Source organism: Paenibacillus terrae (assembly GCF_000943545.1).
Classification (GTDB): Bacteria; Bacillota; Bacilli; order Paenibacillales; family Paenibacillaceae; genus Paenibacillus; species Paenibacillus terrae_A.
Genome location: NZ_JTHP01000008.1, coordinates 113,155 through 131,534, shown reverse-complemented (window position 1 = coordinate 131,534; position 18,380 = coordinate 113,155). Strand labels below are relative to the sequence as shown.

General features: G+C 40.8%; 16 protein-coding genes and 3 pseudogenes. 14 read left to right on the top strand and 5 right to left on the bottom strand.

The genetic code is table 11. The features are described 5' to 3' along the window. Positions 1–118: 118 nt before the first annotated feature. A complete protein-coding gene (locus tag QD47_RS06740) occupies positions 119–484 on the bottom strand; it encodes a hypothetical protein (RefSeq protein ID WP_052646724.1) in 366 nt (121 codons plus the stop codon). 369 nt (positions 485–853) lie between these two features. On the opposite strand from QD47_RS06740, the gene QD47_RS32430 reads away from it, so the two are divergent. Next, on the top strand, positions 854–1,000 hold the full coding sequence (locus QD47_RS32430) for a hypothetical protein (protein ID WP_186327940.1): 147 nt from the start codon (positions 854–856) through the stop codon (positions 998–1,000). 209 nt (positions 1,001–1,209) lie between these two features. Continuing rightward, positions 1,210–1,441: pseudogene (locus tag QD47_RS32970) on the top strand (aldo/keto reductase); the annotation flags it as partial. Positions 1,442–1,531: 90 nt separating this feature from the next. Here QD47_RS32970 and QD47_RS06735 read toward each other — a convergent pair. Then, on the bottom strand, positions 1,532–2,284 hold the full coding sequence (locus tag QD47_RS06735; RefSeq protein WP_200893394.1) for an SDR family oxidoreductase: 753 nt from the start codon (positions 2,282–2,284) through the stop codon (positions 1,532–1,534). A 661-nt stretch (positions 2,285–2,945) separates the two neighbouring features. Beyond that, complete coding sequence (locus QD47_RS06730) at positions 2,946–3,494, bottom strand: TetR/AcrR family transcriptional regulator (RefSeq protein ID WP_044645393.1); 549 nt, start codon at positions 3,492–3,494, stop codon at positions 2,946–2,948. Positions 3,495–3,680: 186 nt separating this feature from the next. Between QD47_RS06730 and QD47_RS06725 the strand changes: the two genes are divergently transcribed. From QD47_RS06725 to QD47_RS06695, 7 genes are all read left to right on the top strand, one after another. Continuing rightward, complete coding sequence (locus QD47_RS06725; protein WP_044645392.1) at positions 3,681–4,682, top strand: NADP-dependent oxidoreductase; 1,002 nt, start codon at positions 3,681–3,683, stop codon at positions 4,680–4,682. A 12-nt stretch (positions 4,683–4,694) separates the two neighbouring features. Then, complete coding sequence (locus QD47_RS06720) at positions 4,695–5,705, top strand: NADP-dependent oxidoreductase (RefSeq protein WP_044645391.1); 1,011 nt, start codon at positions 4,695–4,697, stop codon at positions 5,703–5,705. After that, positions 5,702–6,490, top strand: a complete 789-nt coding sequence (locus tag QD47_RS06715; protein ID WP_044645390.1) for an SDR family oxidoreductase — start codon at positions 5,702–5,704, stop codon at positions 6,488–6,490. The genes QD47_RS06720 and QD47_RS06715 overlap by 4 nt, the downstream gene beginning before the upstream one ends. A gap of 129 nt (positions 6,491–6,619) precedes the next feature. Further along, positions 6,620–7,198, top strand: coding sequence for a TetR/AcrR family transcriptional regulator (locus tag QD47_RS06710; protein WP_044645389.1), 579 nt, complete (start codon positions 6,620–6,622; stop codon positions 7,196–7,198). Positions 7,199–7,440: 242 nt separating this feature from the next. After that, positions 7,441–8,139: an SDR family oxidoreductase gene (locus QD47_RS06705; RefSeq protein ID WP_044645388.1), complete on the top strand. Its 699-nt coding sequence runs from the start codon at positions 7,441–7,443 to the stop codon at positions 8,137–8,139. Positions 8,140–8,199: 60 nt separating this feature from the next. Next, positions 8,200–8,901, top strand: a complete 702-nt coding sequence (locus QD47_RS06700) for an SDR family oxidoreductase (protein ID WP_044645387.1) — start codon at positions 8,200–8,202, stop codon at positions 8,899–8,901. Positions 8,902–8,935: 34 nt separating this feature from the next. Continuing rightward, on the top strand, positions 8,936–10,027 hold the full coding sequence (locus tag QD47_RS06695; protein ID WP_044645386.1) for an alkene reductase: 1,092 nt from the start codon (positions 8,936–8,938) through the stop codon (positions 10,025–10,027). Between the two features lie 456 nt (positions 10,028–10,483). On the opposite strand, the gene QD47_RS32965 is transcribed toward QD47_RS06695, so the two are convergent. Then, positions 10,484–10,675 carry an IS3 family transposase gene (locus QD47_RS32965; protein ID WP_268794233.1) on the bottom strand — a complete coding sequence of 64 codons (192 nt, stop codon included), beginning with the start codon at positions 10,673–10,675 and terminating at the stop codon, positions 10,484–10,486. A gap of 298 nt (positions 10,676–10,973) precedes the next feature. Here QD47_RS32965 and QD47_RS06690 point away from each other — a divergent pair, with 298 nt between their 5' ends. Together QD47_RS06690 and QD47_RS30530 are read left to right on the top strand one after the other, a co-directional pair. Continuing rightward, positions 10,974–11,165 carry a hypothetical protein gene (locus tag QD47_RS06690; RefSeq protein ID WP_044645385.1) on the top strand — a complete coding sequence of 64 codons (192 nt, stop codon included), beginning with the start codon at positions 10,974–10,976 and terminating at the stop codon, positions 11,163–11,165. Positions 11,166–11,221: 56 nt separating this feature from the next. Beyond that, a pseudogene (locus tag QD47_RS30530) lies at positions 11,222–11,663 on the top strand (DAK2 domain-containing protein); the annotation flags it as partial. 105 nt (positions 11,664–11,768) lie between these two features. Here the strand turns inward: QD47_RS30530 and QD47_RS06675 are convergent. Further along, complete coding sequence (locus QD47_RS06675) at positions 11,769–12,605, bottom strand: AraC family transcriptional regulator (protein ID WP_044645382.1); 837 nt, start codon at positions 12,603–12,605, stop codon at positions 11,769–11,771. A 165-nt stretch (positions 12,606–12,770) separates the two neighbouring features. Between QD47_RS06675 and QD47_RS06670 the strand changes: the two are divergent. The 3 genes and pseudogenes from QD47_RS06670 (at position 12,771) to QD47_RS06660 (ending at position 18,259) form a co-directional block, all read left to right on the top strand. Further along, a pseudogene (locus QD47_RS06670) lies at positions 12,771–14,961 on the top strand (alpha-galactosidase). Between the two features lie 61 nt (positions 14,962–15,022). Continuing rightward, entirely contained in the window at positions 15,023–16,363 is a 1,341-nt protein-coding gene (locus tag QD47_RS06665) for a glycoside hydrolase family 32 protein (RefSeq protein ID WP_044645381.1), read from the top strand. Between the two features lie 12 nt (positions 16,364–16,375). Beyond that, positions 16,376–18,259 (top strand): PTS beta-glucoside transporter subunit IIBCA, encoded by a 1,884-nt coding sequence (locus QD47_RS06660; protein ID WP_044645380.1) that lies wholly within the window; start codon positions 16,376–16,378, stop codon positions 18,257–18,259. The last annotated feature ends 121 nt before the right edge of the window (positions 18,260–18,380 follow it).

The window sequence follows — 18,380 nt, the reverse complement described above, 5'->3', positions numbered from 1 at the left end:
GAAGACAGGATAATCCTTCTCAGAAATGAGGTGGGTATCCTGTTTATAGATGTTTGGATTTTAAAGTGCCCTCAATCATCATGGAGAGCCTTTTTTTGGGGAGTAGTGTAGTTTAGTGTTAATCTTCTGAACTAATGAGTAGAAATTTTCCGATAATATTCTCGTTGCTATCGTACAAGTTTATATACTTATCGACTTTTGGTTCATTCATACTCTGAATTGCTTCTTCGGGAGTTTGTGGCAAATCTTGATTCATATCTGAAGTCTTGATGTAACCTTCAGTTCCGTCTACACCTAAAGCCTTAACTTGATCTTGATAAAGAAGTGAACCATATGTTTCACCTTTATCATTGATTTTTATTTCCATTTGATTTTTAGAGGGACTAGTATCAGCAGATGCAGCTCCCCAGCCATAAACACCTATTCCAACCCCTAAAGCAAAAGTCACACCAACTGTAATTAATTTTAGTGATTTTGTTTTCATTAGAATATCCTCCTAATGTTGAATGATTGGTGTTTTAGAAGCACCGTAATATTCATACTTACCAGACTGCCAAACGGCAAACACTGCAATCACTATGGTAATCCGCAGATGCGTAATCCTCAGTAAAATCTATTAAATTACTCAATTTCAAATTACTGTAACATTTCACTTCGTAATTGTAAACCATTTTTAGGTTATTTAGATTCTTATGTAACCATGGAAAATCCGCTCGCATATCCATTCACAATAGAGGACAACCGTAGGAAGGAAAAAATCCTTTTACAATCATTGTCAGTACGTTATAATACAATCACCAGGTGAATTACCCAACAAAGTTAAATATTGTAATTAGATATTGGAGGTATGGTTATGGTCAAGAAGAAAATTTCCACAGCCCTCAGCGCAGCTTTAATCGTTTCTATGCTGGCTACTGGAGTGATAGTCGCTATCCAAGGTAATACAACGTTAGAGGTAGCAAAGTCAGCAGGGGATAAAAAGGTTGAAGTTATTAAATGAAGAAGCGACGTTAATTTATTAACCTCAGCTCGGTTAAACTGTCGCGGACAAGAACATATTCCCATTGAAGTCGCTATTTTAGCGACTTTTTTGTTTTATCGGTACAAGTTCGTATCCAAAGCCAAGGACACGAACATATAAAACCTTAACAAGCACACAAAATACATTACATTTTTCCCCATCGTTATGGAACAACTGAGTTGATTAGAGATTATTTGGATTTGTATCTAATCTACCAACCTTTTGGCGATGTATACGGTTCGTGGCGAGAGATGGAAGAGTTGTACCGAGAAGGTAAGATAAGAGCATTGGGGTCCTTTTACAGAAGGACGAAATAACTTGTTCCAGAATGGCATCGTTGCAATTCCCAAGTCTGTTCATAAAGAACGGATGATTGAGAATTTAAATATTTTCGATTTTGAATTAAAACAAGAGAGTATCATCATTTTTTCGCTGTAATCAGGCGAGCGCTCTCCCGTTACATTGGGAAAGCGCTCGCCGTATTAACACGTTTTTCTATTAACTACCGTATTACCAAGGCAGCTCAGTGTCCATATGAAAGAACTTGCCTGTCGGTCCGTCCGCAGGCAACGTGGCAAGCATTACGCTTGTCTTACCGCCATCTTCAAGATCCATATCAGCGTATTTTCCGCCCAGTGGAGTCTTCACCCAACCAGGGTAAGCAGAATTCACTTTGATTGGTGTATCCTTCAGCTCATGTGCAAGATGGGTCGTAAAGGTATTCATTGCCGCCTTCGAGGCATCGTAAGCAAGAAGCTTGACATCATAAATTTGAGCAGCGGGATCGGAATGGAGTGTATTCGATCCAAGCGCACTGGATACATTAACAATTCTTCCGGCTGGCGCTTTGCGAATTAACGGCAACAGTAGCTGAGTTAATTCAACCATACTGAAGAAATTGGCATCGAAGGTTTCACGCATAACGCCCGGCGAAACGGTACTTGTTTCATTAATGGGTGCAAGATCTTCAATCTCTATCTGTATCCCAGCATTATTAATCAACATATCAAGCTTACCGTACCGCTGTTCGAAAAAATTGTAGGCAACTTGAAGGTCTTCGGCTAGATTGACGTCCAATTTGATATTCTCCGCTTGGATTCCCTCCGAACGAAGTGTATCCACAGCAACCTTTCCTTTCTCCAAATCGCGTGACCCAATAACGACCGTGGCGCCAAGCTTACCTAATTGACGTGCCGTTTCCAATCCAATGCCACGATTTCCTCCAGTTACAAAAGCAACTTTGCCGTCCATGTTTATAGTCATTTTTAAATTCTCCTTTAAGATTTATTTTATACAGTCCTTTGACTTAGCCTTGATGATTTTAGGATTGGCATCACACCTAAAATGAATGCCGCTTTCGATTAAAATATAGAACGATCATTCTAATTATGTTAAAAAATTTAGCCCAGGACTGCTAAAGTTGTAGCTTCTTCTGTGAATACACATGCCCTGGAAAAGCTCTTCTATGGAGGTTTTTTCGAAGCCTTGACGCTAGAATAAGTCCATTGCCTTGTCTAATACCACGTTGATTTCAAACTGTTTGCTTCTCGCCATGATCATTCTCACGCTTTTTGCTGCACCACCTCCTGTCTGCAAATTCATATTATCATATTGAGAACGATCGGTAAAGTATTGTTTTGAATTGAGCTTCATCCCGCAGCAATGGGGTTTATGTGTACAGTACGGATTGCACCGTGAAGAAAACCGTTTCCATTTTATGATTACTTTCTTGCTGTTTTGATCCAGAGCGCTAACAAAACAAACAACCGTCTCTTGTACACTAATGTGTGGAGAGGCGGTTGTTTGTTTTGTATAGAGAATGAAATCGTGATGAATTTGAGAAGCTCCAAAAAGGGTTTAGACATTCTTGGTTTTAGAGAGAGTTCTTTTGCGACTTTTTTTGAATCCAACTAGAGGTTTGGATTCAGAGACCCTGTTTGATTAAACTCCAGATGCGTTCAAACCTGTCCTGGTAGTCTGGTAAATTCCAGGATCCTTTGAAGGACGGGAGGCTAAACACGGCAAACGCGGAGAGAATCGCTTCTGCCCGTTCCAAGTGGGGATCCTGATAGTCCATGAAGCCGTCAATAATTTGGTAGGAATCCCAGAGAACGTCACGTAATACCAGTGGATTGCTGTCAACATATTGCGTATTCAAGGCGAACATTTTGGCATTCTCGTTATAGGCACGTTTTTTTGCGTTAGCAAATGCCCAAAGCCAATCGTGGAGCAATTCCTGTGGATTAGCCATATTAGTCATGTCTATTTTGATCTGTTCTGAAATCATCCGGTTAAACCAGCTCTTCGACACGGCTGCCCAGAGCTCTTGCTTATTTTTAAAGTGTTTATAAAGCGCTGCGTGGGTGATACTTAATTCATCCGCAATTTGAGAGAGTGTCACTTCAGATTTTTCCGTGCGTTCAATTAACGCTTCCGCTGTTTCAATAATGAGCTCTTGTGTGATTTTAGCCACTGTGCTGCCAACCCTTCTTTCTTCAATACATCCCCAATAATCGTTTATACACCTGCCTGTATTTTAGCATACAGAACAATGAGTAACAATTGTTGACTTTTGTAACCTATGGCATTATGCTTGTCACACAAGTTACAAAAACAGATAAATGTTACTTGTTATTCAGCGCATAGGAGGCTACTAATTATGAAAGCAGCACAGATTAACAAATACTCAAAAAAGTTCATAGTAGAAATTAATGATATTCCAGTCCCAGATATAAATGATAACGAAGTCTTGGTCAAGGTGAAAGCGGCGGCGGTTAATCATTTAGAATTACTCATCGGTACTGGAAGTGTGAAGCTGATTCAGGATTATGAGTTCCCTTTGACTCTGGGTAATGAGCTGACAGGGGTTATTGAAAAGGTTGGTAAGAACGTCCAGGGATTTAAAGTTGGCGATGCAATTTACTCACGCCTGCCTCTACAAAAAATCGGTGCCTTTGCGGAATACGCAGCGATTCATGCGGATGCCATCGGGCACTTGCCCGCTAATCTCGATTTTGTGACCGGTGCTGCTGCGCCATTAACAGGATTGACTGCTTATCAAGGTTTGCATGAAGAATTGGCTGCCAAAGCTGGCGAAAGCGTGTTTATTCCCGGGGGTTCTGGTTCATTTGGCCAAATGGCCATTCCTATCGCCAAAAGCATGGGACTGAGGGTCATCGTTAGTGGAAATCCGCAAGCTCGTGAACGGACAATGGCGACTGGAGCAGACCAATATATTGATTACATGACTGAGAATTATTGGGAGCAGCTTAGTAATGTAGATTATGTGATGGATACGTTGGGACCAAGCGAATTTGATCATGAACTTTCTATTATTAAAGCAGGAGGTCGCCTTCTTTCTCTGCGGACCGGCCCTAACAAACGTTTCGCCGAGCATATGGGCTTGCCAGGTTGGAAACAAAAGCTCTTCACCATTGCCGGGGCTAAGTATGATCACAAAGCGAAGAAAAAGAAGATTCAATATCATTTCATTTTTGTTCGCAGTGATGGTGAACAATTAAAGACAATCACCAAGATTATTGAAGATAACGGGATTGTACCAGCGGTGGACCCCACTGAATTCCACATTGAAGATATTAATGAGGCTCTGAAGCTTGTTGCGACTGGTCATCCTAAAGGAAAAGTCATTATCCGATTTTAAGGAGAGCACCTAATGAAAGCTGCACAAATTTCTAAATATTCCAAAACACTTGAAGTGGAAATCAACTCAATCGATATTCCATCAATTACATCAACTCAGGTTCTGATCAAGACTAAGGCAGCCGGTGTTGATCCACACCTTGTCTTGGCGATTACAGGCAAAGTTAAGTTGTTTGATCATTACGACTTTCCGTTGACTCTGGGCAACGAGTTGGCTGGAGTTGTGATCGAAGTCGGCGCCGGTGTCATGGATTTTAAGGTGGGTGATCACGTGTACACCATGCCACCGCTAGATAAGATGGGGGCGTTTGCCGAATATGTCGCAGTAGATGCGGCAATTGTAGCTAAGATGCCAGCCAATCTTTCCTTTAAAGAAGCAGCGGCAGTGCCATTGTCTGCTTTGACGATCATCCAGGCACTAGCCATTTTAGATGCTCGGCAGGGCGCTAAATTATTTATTTCTGGGGGTACGGGTGGCTTTGGTCAGATTGCCATACCTTACGCGAAGTCACAAGGACTGTTTGTGACCGTCAGTGGTAGTGGATCAGCGCGTGATTTGGCCAATCGACTCGGTGCAGATGAGTTTATCGACTATGAAACGCAGGACTATACTCACATACTGAGAGGCTATGATTATGTTATTGATACCCGGGGCGCCAGTGAAATTAGTAAACAAATTAAGATACTAAAGCCCGGTGGTAAATTATTGTCGTTAATCGCTGGTCCCAATGCCCGTTTCGCTAATCGAAGCGCAGACTTGTCAACGGGGAAGAAGATTCTTTTCAATTTACTGGGGTTGCCTTTTGATGGGTTAGCGAAATGGCATAAGAAAAGTTATGATTTCATATACGTTCAACCAAGTGGCAAGCAATTAGCAGCTTTCACACAGTATCTTGAAAAAGCAAAATCTAAGCCGGTGATTGATTCTGAATACCCCTTTGATCAAGTGAATGCCGCAATTACTAAGATTGCGACAGGCCATAGTCAAGGGAAAGTCATATTGAAAGTAGATGATGAAGAATGAAATTGAAAAATAGAACGATACTGGTGACAGGCGGCACGTCTGGAATTGGCTCTGCTTTTGCAAAACGTTTTCATGAGATGGGAAACACAGTGATCATCACAGGGCGCTCACAAAAACGCATTGATCAAGCAGTAAAGAACAACCCTGGAATCATTGGGATGGTAGCTGATGTTAGTGATGCTAAAAGCGTTGAGCAACTTGCCAAAGAATTAGCTAAACATTATCCCAAACTGGATATTGTTTTCAATAATGCTGGTATCATAAACGAGTTTGACTTATTCGATGAAAGTATTACCTACGAGTATCTTATTTCGGAAATCAACACAAACTTGAATGGTACAATATATGTAACCAAGGCTTTGTTGCCACTGTTAGCCAAACAAAGAGAGGCAATGATTGTTAACGTTACTTCACTACTTGCTAATATTACAGTTGCCAACGCACCGACTTATTCTGCAACGAAGGCTGGCATACACATGTTCAGTGATGCATTACGTGAACAAATCCGTTACAAAGGAAAAAATATTCATGTGATGGAGCTTTGTCCACCAGTTATCTCTGAAACCAATCTCACGGACACTTATGATGAAGGATTGATGAATAAATTGATCTCTTTCCCCTTAACAAAGCTTGTTAATGTTGGTATTAAAGGCATGTTGAGAAATAAACTACGCGTGAACGCAGGTTTTACCAAAGTTATGCGCTTTTCAATGAAGTTCGCCCCGGATTTTATCACGCATACTTGGGGTCAAATGATTCTTAAGCAAGGTAATAAGAAAAACTAATCTTATACATTTTTTACGGACTATAGTTCGTTTTCATTGCTTGTGATATTGAATGGATTAGCATTACATTTTTATTCTTTACCGATCGTTCTCAATATGTTATATTGAGTGTGGGAGGAGGGAACCAGAATGGCACGTTACAAAGAATTTGAAGAAAATGCAGTACTAGATAAGGCAATGAAGCTCTTTTGGGAACAAGGTTATGAAAAGACTTCAATGACGGATCTAGTTGAGCATATGGGTATCCATCGGAGAAGTTTGTATGACACCTTTGGCGACAAACATACGTTGTTTCTGAAAGCAATGGATCGATTTCGAACTAAAGTAAATAGCGAGCTAGCAGGAATAGTTAAAGGCTCTGAGACGGCTGTTGAGGCTCTTCAATTGATTATTAGTTACATGATATATGGGAATGAAGATTCACCTTCTGGTTGCTTAATGGTGAATTCTGCCGTGGAATTAGCTATGCGCGATGTAGATGTGGATTCAAAGGCCACTGAATCATTTACACTAGCAGAGCAACTGTTCAAGGATATTATTTTGTGGGGACAGGAGAATGGAGAATTAAACCTAGATTATGATGCCTCAGTACTGGCAGAACATCTGAATGTGGTGGGTATTGGGTTGAGGGCAATGGCGAGAACTTCCATTCCTAAAGAGAACCTGCAACGTACAGCCAACATCTCTATAAAACTTTTAACTAAATAGTTATAGGTTAATTGTCCTTTATGTATCAATGTTTATAATTTTTAGAGTGATCGTTTTAATATTTTGAACTAACAAATCTTTCTTCTTGAAGAGATCATTCTTTTTACCAAATATAGAATGATCATTCTTATATTATAAAACATATCCCTCCATCAAATAAGAAATTGTATCTTCGCAATGAGAAGAATACAGAAAATGTTGTTTTGGAATAATATACTACAAAATAAAAAGGAGTAATAAAAATGAAAATTTCTGAACAAGTCGCATTTGTCACTGGTGCCAACCGAGGTCTTGGTCGATATTTAACGCTAGAACTTCTGTCCAGAGGAGCAAAAGTTTATGCAGCAGCAAGAAATCCAGAATCTCTTGATATCCCAGGTGCAATCCCCGTGAAACTGGATATTACCAATCCTCAAGAGGTGATTGAAGCTGCTAAGATCGCTCAGGATGTAACACTTCTAATAAACAATGCGGGATCATCAACAGGTGCTTCTTTACTTGAAGGAGATCTAGATCAAATACACTTAGAATTCAACACGCATTTCTTGGGAACTCTTTCTATGGTTCGTTCTTTTGCACCACTTATGACTAAAAATGGCGGTGGTTCGATTCTGAATATTCTCTCCGTATTGTCTTGGTACAGTTCGGGTACTGTGGGCGCTTATACGGCTGCAAAAGCTGCAGAATGGGCATTGACGAACGACCTCCGCTTAAATCTCCACTCTCAGAATATCCGAGTAGCGGGGTTACATGTGGGCTTTATGGAGACAGACATGACATCGGGTTTAGAAGTTCCCAAAGTTAACCCCTTGGATGTTGCAAAAACAGCCATTAATGGCATAGAATCTGACGTTTTTGAAATTATTGTGGATGATGCTAGTCGTCAAGTACAAGCTGGACTTGCCGGTGGTGTAGCTGCACTATACCCCCAACTTTCCTAGAATAAGGAACAGTAATAATAAAGAATTTAACTTAAAAACAGACCAAAGGAGACAATAAAAATGATAATTTCTGAACAAGTCGCATTTGTTACTGGAGCAAACCGGGGATTTGGCCGCCATCTTGCCCTTGAACTTCTATCAAGAGGGGCGAAAGTGTATGCAGGTGCAAGAAACCCGGAATCTATTGATATTCCAGGTGTTACACCAGTTAAGTTGGATATTACCAACCCTCAAGAAGTTGCAGCTGCTGCTAAGATCGCTCAGGATGTTACCGTGCTAATTAACAATGCAGGATCATCAACAGAGGCGTCTTTACTGGACGGTGATCCTGAAAAAATAGATTTGGAATTTAATACACACTTTTTCGGTACACTGTCCATGGTTCGGGCATTTGCACCGATCATAGAGAAAAACGGGGGAGGATCAATTTTAAATATTCTTTCCGGATTATCATGGTTTAGTTCGGGAACTTTAGGCGCGTATACGGCTGCAAAGGCTGCAGAGTGGGCATTAACGAATGATTTACGATTAAATCTATATCCACGCAATGTAAGAGTAGCTGGTCTACATGTTGGCTTTATGGAGACAGACATGACTGCTAACGTAGACATGCCTAAATCCAATCCTGCAGATATCGCGAAAACAGCTATTGACGGCATAGAATCTGACAGCTTTGAAATTATCGCAGATGAAGTTAGTCGTCAAGTACAAGCTGGACTTGCCGGTGGTGTAGCTGCACTGTACCCACAACTTTCTAAATAAAAAACTAATTTAAACTACAGAGGAGTTGTTCAAAATGAGTAAATTGTGGACTAAAACAAAAATCGGAAAAATGGAATTACCTCATCGTTTAGCTATGGCACCAATGACACGTAGCAGAGCAGAAGAGGACGGTACACCAGGTGAACTAAGCTCCCTTTACTATGCTCAAAGAGCATCTATGGGGTTAATCATTAGTGAAGGCACACAACCTTCTGATGATGGGCAAGGTTACTTGAATTCACCTGGTATCTATACTGAAAAGCAAATAGAAGGTTGGAATAAGATCACGAATGCAGTTCATAAAGCTGATGGTTATATATTTATCCAATTAATGCATGTGGGCCGCATGTCGCATCCAGATAATACACCCCATCATCGTCAACCTGTTGCTCCATCTGCAATCGCACCAGGTGTGGAAATGTTCACCGCTAAAGGAATGCAGGATATCCCGGTTCCACGGGAGTTAAGTAAAGAGGATATTCAAACAACCATTGCTGATTTCCGAAAAGCAGCAGCAGCGGCTATAAAAGCAGGAGCAGATGGTGTCGAAATTCATGGAGCGAATGGTTATCTGATCAATCAGTTTCTTGGAGAGAATTCAAATACACGGACAGACGAATATGGAGGCTCTATAGAAAATCGTAGTCGCTTCGCGATCGAAGTAGCGAAAGCCATTATCGAAGAAATTGGAGCAGAAAGAACCGGCTTCCGTATTTCGCCAGGAACACCTCTTGGAGGAATACAAGATGGGGAACAAGGTCCTGAACTTTATCTCCACCTCGTAAAAGAATTAGCTCAATTGGATTTAGCTTACCTTCATGTCATGCATCTTGGAAATGAGAAGCTTCTCCAAGACATTCGCACAAGCTGGACAAACGCATTATTGGTCAACAGAGCAGGGCGTGCGATTGATGATATTAGTGTAGATATTGATAGTGGCACAGCTGATCTGGTACCCGTTGGTGTATGGTCTTTGGCTAATCCAGATTTTGTGGAACGTCTCAAAGTAGGGTTCCCTTTAAATGAAGTTGATCGTAATACTTTATATGCTGGTACTGGAAGTAAGGGTTATACAGATTATCCTACGATGGATGAAGTGAAAGCTCAAAAGCAGTACCAGCAGTAAAAACAAAAATTACCATATGACGTGCCACTATAATGGTACGTCATACAAATAACAAGTGATATTGTTAGATCAAATGAAGCTTTAAAGCGGTCTTACTGTAACTGTGGCAATGAGTATTACCAGTTGATTAATTGAGTAGATGAAGGCATCTTTAGGAATGTTTCTTTGTGAAAATTGTGTTTATTACTTCTTAACAAACTGTCGAGGGAAAAGGAGCGTGAAAGCGTAAGGCTAAGATGCGTCGTATGTATGAAACGATCAACACGGGACATAATAAAGAGTATTGGTTTGGTCGGAAGGAAATATGAATAAACCCCGAATCAATTTCGAATTGAGATATGTATAATGACTCAAAGAATGTGTTATAATACTAGAATATATACATATGTCGAGCGACAAGAGCATTGTTCCAATGAAAGTCGCTTTTTTGGTCATAACCCTGTCAAGTAGAAATATTTAAGCTACGGCCGTTTCCCGGTAATCTACCGGGGAACGGTCGTTTAGTTTTTTTTGGAATCGGTTCTGGTTATAGAACAGAATGCAATCGCTCAATTGCTGTTCAACCTCCGCTTTGTTTGCTGACTCATTCAAGTATATTTTCTCGGTCTTTAAATGAGAGAAGAAAGACTCGATACAGGCATTGTCCAGGCAAGCGAATACGACACATAGTTGGAATTTGGTCCAATTAGATGACTTATGGTACCACGTGGATATGACTTGGACGATACAAGTGATAGCTATACTTACTACAATTTAAGCGACGAACAGATGAAACAAAGTCGCGGAACTTGGCTCCTGGATACTATCCTGCAGCTAGCAGTGATTATCGGGATGAACTTACAAAGAAACATAGGGCCTGGAAGAATGTAATGGACTTTTTACGTGTTGGCCAATTATATCGAAGTAATCTATAAACAATCAGTTAATGATTAATGGAGGAACATGTATGACGGTGCAAGAGAAACTTGAGAAACAGGATGTAATTAACCGGAATTTGGATATCATTGATGAATTTCTATTCGATGATGCACAAGATGACGAGCTCAGAAGGAAAGCAATTAAGGCCCTCATCGAAGAGAATATGCAATTAATTGATTTATCCTTCGGTTCTGTGCCAAAAATGGCCAATGTAATTTAGTCATGGGGTTACCCGGACGAACATTACATAGAGGTAGCGAACCATCAACCTTCATCTTGGTCATTATGGAATATTGTGGCGGTGCATCTGGCCCAATCTGGGGTTCGGCATTTTCCGTGCGGCTGGCAAAGCGGTAAGGGATAAACAGCAATTGAAAGATGCTGAATTTGCTGAAATGTTACAAGCAGCAGTTCAAGGTATTCAGTCCAGGGGAGAGCGTTCCTTCGGACGTGGTGCTGTTGTAGGCATAAGACCTTGATTGATGCACTCGTACCGTGTGCCGATTCCTGGACGCAAAGTGCGGAGTCCGGAGATGACTTCAAAACAGCATTTGCCAAAGGTGCAGCAGCAGCCGTTGAAGGTGCGAAGAAAACCGAAGACATCGTGGCACGTATGGGCCGTGCGGGTACAGTCGGCGATCGCAGTCTGGGCTACCCTGATGCGGGCGCATATGCGCTGGGTGTTATTTTCACAGAGCTGTCCGAGTCGATGAAATAAATGGTTGCTCTGCTTTCAAAAGTAGAGGTTTAAGTTGAAAACAGGCCGTTCCTATAACTAGGACTGCCTGTTTTTTTATTGTTTGAGTCAGCGAGGGGTAACTTCCTATTCCTTGTAGTGCAATTCTTCTTGATTTTTTCGATATTCTGAAGGGGTACATTTTTTAATCCGCTTGAACGTTTTCGAAAATAAAAGAACATCCTTATATCCAACGGATCGAGAGATGTCACCGATTTTGAAAGTTGAATTAGTCAACAAAAAACATGCTTTATCCATTCTCAGATTTAACAAGAACTCTTGTGGTGATTTATTAAGACTCTGCTTAAACAATCGATGAAGATAGGATCGGTCAATAGAAATGTACTTAGCAATATCATAGATTGTAATATGGTGCGCATAATTTTGTTCAATGAATAGCAATGCATCTTCGATATATTTTTGTTGTTTGACATCACTGGCAACTTCGCGATTGGGGTAACTTTCACAGAGTAAAAATAGAAATTCGTACAGTTTGGATGTTAATAACAGATCTTTATTAGCAATCTGTTTGGATGCCGCTATGATACCGTCTATACAATGAATAAGCTCATGATCTTCATTAAACGTAAAAATCGGATGGTCCATGGATAGACTGGACCGGTTTAAATATTCTTTTGCTTTCACTCCACTGAAGCCAATCCAGACATATTCCCATGGGTCTGCAGCATCTGCCTCATAATAAACCAAATGGTTGGGTGTAATTAAGAACCCGTCATTTTTCTCCAAATGGAAGGTCCGATCTCCAACTTTATATATTCCTTTTCCTTTAAGGATATAGTGAACAATATATCCGCTTCGAATTGCTGGACCATAGGAGTAACTACTGACACATTCCTCTCTTCCACATGTATATAAATTAAGATCTAGATTGTTGAGATACTGATTGGAAAAATTCAACAGCATCATATCACCTCGAATATTGAAAATGGTTACATGTTATCACATCGTACCATAATGAGTCTACATGCTTCCATATAAGTGAACATTTAAAACGATTAGTATACATGTATAAGCAATATATATTTCTCAATCGTTTATTAAGATCAGTTAAATATATGGGAGGAAATTATGTCTATTTACATCGATGATGAACATCTCATATTTCATTTGAAAAGCAAGAAGACCAGCTATGTTATGCAGGTTACCAAAGGGGGATATTTAACCCATTTATATTGGGGGAAAGGCATCCAAACCTATCGAGGCAGTAATCAGATTATCTATATTGATCGAGTATTTTCACCTAATCCGGATATATCTGATCGCACATTTTCGTTGGATACGCTCCCCCAAGAGTATCCTGCCTATGGCAATGGTGACTTTCGGGTTCCCTCTTATCAAATACAACAAGAGAATGGTTCGACTGTCACAGACCTACGCTACAAAGAACATCGAACGTATAGAGGGAAACCAAAATTGAAAGGGCTACCATCTACTTATGTAGAGACGGACAACGAGGCCGAAACGTTGGAATTGATTATGGAAGACAAGTTATTGGGGCTAATTGTCACGTTAACATATAGTCTGTACGAGGAACGGGATGTAATCACCAGGTCAGTTCAATTTGAAAATCAAGGCACACAGGAATATGAAATTGCTCCGAGCCTTAAGCGCAAGTGTGGATTTTCGGGATGATGAATACGAACTTATGACACTGTATGGTGCTGCTCAAAATGAAAAAAATATAGAAAGACGCAAAATTGTATCTGGAATTCAAATGGTCGACAGCTGTCGTGGCGCCAGTAGCCCTCAACAAGCGCCATTTATGGCATTGGTTAAAAAGGAGACCAACGAAGATCATGGAGAGGTCTATGCATTTAATCTCGTGTATAGCGGGAATTTTACAGCGCAGGTTCAGGTTGACCCGTACCGTACTACCAGAGTTTCCATAGGGATAAACCCCTTCGATTTCTCATGGTTACTGGAGCCAGGAGAGACCTTTCAAACTCCGGAAGTTGTCATGGTTTATACAGCGAGTGGATTGGGTGATATGTCCAGAATCTATCATGAATTGTATAGCCAGAGATTATGTCGGGGCACGTATCGTGACACATTACGACCAATACTCATCAATAATTGGGAGGCGACGTATTTTGATTTTACCGCAGATCAGATTGAGGAAATTGCAACTGAGGCAAAAGAGGTAGGGATAGAGCTGTTTGTCCTGGACGATGGCTGGTTCGGAGAACGTAACGACAGTAAAAGTTCTTTAGGCGATTGGGTAGTCAACTCACAAAAGCTGCCGCAGGGTCTTTTAGATCTCGCCAACCGAGTCTGCAACCTGGGTATGGAGTTCGGAATATGGTTTGAACCGGAGATGGTTTCAATGAATAGCGATTTATATAGAAGTCATCCTGATTGGTGCTTGCATGTACCAGATCGCCCACATACATTAGGCCGGAATCAGCTCGTATTGGATTTATCAAGACAGGAAGTCTGCGATTATTTAATTCAAGCCCTCACAGATATTCTATCAAGTGCTCCGATAACCTATGTCAAATGGGATATGAATCGTCACATGACAGATATCGGATCATCCGCGTTAGAGCCTGAGCGACAACGGGAAACGGCTCACCGCTATATGTTGGGATTGTACAAAATCATGGAAGAAATCACTGCAGCATTTCCAAACGTGTTGTTTGAAAGTTGCTCAAGTGGTGGTGGACGTTTCGATGCAGGCATGCTGTATTATATGCCCCAGACGTGGACAAGTGACAATACAGATGCGATTAGTCGATTGAAAATCCAGTATGGTACAAGTCTTGTATATCCGCCAATGACAATGGGGGCACATGTTTCATCTGTACCTAATCATCAAGTAGGTAGAATAACACCTCTCGATACCAGAGGATATGTTGCCATGGCTGGAAACTTTGGATATGAGCTGGACTTGACGAAATTAACAGAGCACGAAAAAGAATCGGTTAAGCAGCAAATTGCCCTGTATAAAGAGATTCGACCACTCATTCAATTCGGCAGATTCCACAGAATCGTTAGTCCTTTTGATGGGAATGAAGCTGCATGGAGCTTTGTTTCAAGAGATCAAACCGAGGTTGCACTGAGTTATTTTACAGTATTATCTCAGCCGGCGGCTCCTGTCCAGACCGTTAAATGCAAAGGGCTTAACCCGGAATTTATCTATAAAAATATCGAAACCGGAGAGCTATTCGGGGGAGATGAGTTGATGCACGTAGGCCTTACATTTCCGAGAAAGAAACAAGACTTCACTAGTCGGTTCTGGAGATTTAAAAAGCATGAATGATCCAATGATTTGAAATTACCGTGTAAACCAATATTTTATATTTGGAAAGTGGGATGTTGTTTTGAGAAATCCTTATAAATTGACATATCATATTGAGCCGGAAAGAGGTTTGCTGAATGATCCAAATGGTCTGATCTGGTTCAAAGGTACGTATTATTTTTTTCATCAATGGAATCGATTTGATACGAACCATAGTTACAAAGAGTGGGGATTGTTCACATCAACGAACATGATCGATTGGACCAATCAAAATACGGCTATTCTCCCGGATCGACATTGGGATCGTAATGGAGTTTATTCAGGCAGTGGTATAGAACATGAAGATGAAATGTATCTGTTCTACACAGGTAACGTGAAGAATAACGGAGGCAGAAAGAGCTATCAGTGTGTGAGTAAATCTGTGAATGGTCAGACTTTTGTGAAAGAAGAGAAGGTAATCGAAACGCCGACAGCGTTCACAGAACACTTTCGTGATCCTAAGGTATGGAGAGGAAGTGACAGATGGTGGATGATCGTTGGTGCTCAAACGAAAGAGCGAAAAGGCGCAGTCGCTCTCTTTTCTTCAGGTGACTTGTCGGATTGGACGTATGAAAACATTTTATATGATCAACAGTTAGACAACATGTGTGAATGCCCAGATTTATTCTCCTTGAATGATAGGACCGATATATTGGTCTGTTGTCCGCAGGTAATTCCAGAAGAAGAGGGCGCAACAGGTATAACAAGTTATGCAGCCTTCCTGTCTGGGAAATTTAATGAGCAAACCAAGCAATTTAAGCCGAATGGGTCGTTAGCATTGATTGACTATGGCTTTGATTTCTATGCGCCCCAAACATTTACTGATCATAAAGGCAGACGAATCATGGTGGGGTGGATGTCTCGAATGTCTGAGGAAGAGGAACAGCTATGCCCTACTAAAAAATACGGATATATACATTGTTTGACGTTACCTAGGGTTATAACTTGGGAGAATGACAGACTAATCCAGCTTCCTATCGAAGAAGTCAAACAACTAAGAAAAACGGAAAATACATTTACTTCTCGTCTAGGAGATTTTGAGTTGGATAGCGGACGGTTTGAACTGGAATTGCGAAGAGAGGACAGTACAAGTGATTTTTATCTTTCTCTAAGAAATGGCGCGATTGAGATTCGTTATATTGGAGAGAAGAATGAGTTTTCGATTACAAGGGAAAATTGGGTCAGCCATACAAGAGAAACGAAAGTAAACGAGATTCAGAACTTATCACAAATGAGCCTTTATAGCGATAGCTCGACCATTGAGGTTTTCGTGAATAATGGTGAATGCGTTTTCTCATCGAGGTATTTTACCGAGGAACATCAGTTACGTGTTGAATATCAGGGGTTGCAGCATAATGGCAAACTTAAATATTACTCAATCTAAGGAGAAACTCATATGAAAGATCAGGAATTAGCCAAAAGGATTTTGGAATCAGTAGGTGGCAAAGAGAATATTCATTCTGTTGAACACTGTGCTACACGGTTGCGAATCATGATAGCGGACAAGGATAAAATTAATGATGAAGAAATGGGAAATCTTCAAGGGGTAAAGGGAAGTTTTTTTAATTCGGGTCAATATCAAATCATTCTTGGAACTGGCTTAGTTAATAAAATTTATGCAGAAGTGATGAAGTTAATGGATGGTACAGTACCAGCAGAGGCTCCCGTGAAAAAAGAGGGGAATCGCTTTCAGCGTGCAGTTCGGATATTCGGGGATATTTTTGTTCCAATTATACCCGTTCTCGTAGCGACAGGATTATTTATGGGATTAAGAAGTTTGCTGACTCAGGCCGCCGTATTAGGTTTAATTGGTTTAACACCTGAGAATGTTCCAGAGGAATTGTTGCTTTTCACACAGATTCTCACAGATACTGCATTTGCCTTTCTGCCAGCCTTAATCTGTTGGTCCACATTTAGGGTGTTTGGTGGCAGTCCGGTTCTGGGGATCGTGCTCGGGTTGATGCTTGTTAATCCGGCCTTGCCTAATGCTTACGCTGTAGGACAGAACCTGGCAGAACCCTTGGTATTTTTCGATTTTATTAAAGTGTTGGGATATCAGGGTTCCGTATTGCCAGCATTTATTATAGGTATCGTGGGTTCTAAAATAGAAAAATTCCTACGAACGAAAATTCCAAATTCACTTGACCTCATTTTAACACCGTTCTTAACACTGCTTATTTCCATTGTACTCGCACTATTTATGATTGGTCCAATTTTCCATGAGATTGAAATATTTGTTTTGCATGGAGTTGAATTCTTACTCAGATTACCGTTTGGATTGGGAGGTCTTCTCTATGGTAGCTTTAGTCAGCTGTTGGGTATTTTTGGAATTCATCATATTATAAGTTTTCTGGAAATTAACATGCTCACTCAAACTGGTTGGAATATGTTGAATCCCATTTCACCAGGGAATGTTGCGCAAGCAGGAGCTGTATTGGCAGTAGCGATCAAAACAAGATCACAAAAGTTAAAACAAATTGCATATCCTTCTAGTTTTTCAGCAGCTCTGGGGATAACGGAACCTGCAGTATTTGGTGTAACGTTACCTCTAGTGAAGCCTTTCATTATGTCGATGATCGGTGGAGGAGTCGGTGGATTTCTAGCCTCTATTTTACAATTAAAAGCTACAGGTATGTCGCTAACAGGTATTCCGGGGATGTTGCTCTATTTGAATAATCAATTGCCTCTGTATATCCTGGTCAATGCGGTTGCTTTTGCAGTTTCATTTAGTCTGACTTACACGATAGGCTATCGAAACTCAGGCGATGACACAGATCCCGTAGCCAAAGGTAAAAAGAAGTCGAATATCGAAGTAATTGAGATCGCTTCCCCAATAAAAGGACATGCAGTATCTCTCGAGTCTGTACCGGATGAAGCCTTCTCAAGTAAAGCAATGGGGGATGGCATTGCAATAATGCCATCTGGAGGAAAAGTGACTGCACCATTTACAGGTAAGGTCATGCACATAATGGAAAAGAGCAAGCACGCTGTTATTATAGAGCATGCTTCAGGTGTCCAGTTACTCATTCATGTAGGTATAGATACGGTTTCCCTGAAGGGGAATGGATTCCAGAGTTATGTACAATCAGGCGATATGGTTCAGGTGGGACAGTTGATGCTGGAATTTGATATTCCTGCCATTCAAGACGCGGGTTACTCGGTGATCAGTCCGATCATTATTCCAGATGGTCAAGAGAACATTCAAAAAGTCGAATCTCTAGTCTCCAATGAAAGTAGTATCGATGGACCGATCTTGCGTATTTCCGTACAGTCCAATTAATGATACGTTTTTGAATAAGCATTTTTTGATGCTTGGGTTACCAGAATATTCTGGTTAACCTTTTTTTATCATCTTGATGCAACGATGACCTAAGATAGAAATTGGATTAGGTATGTCCTTA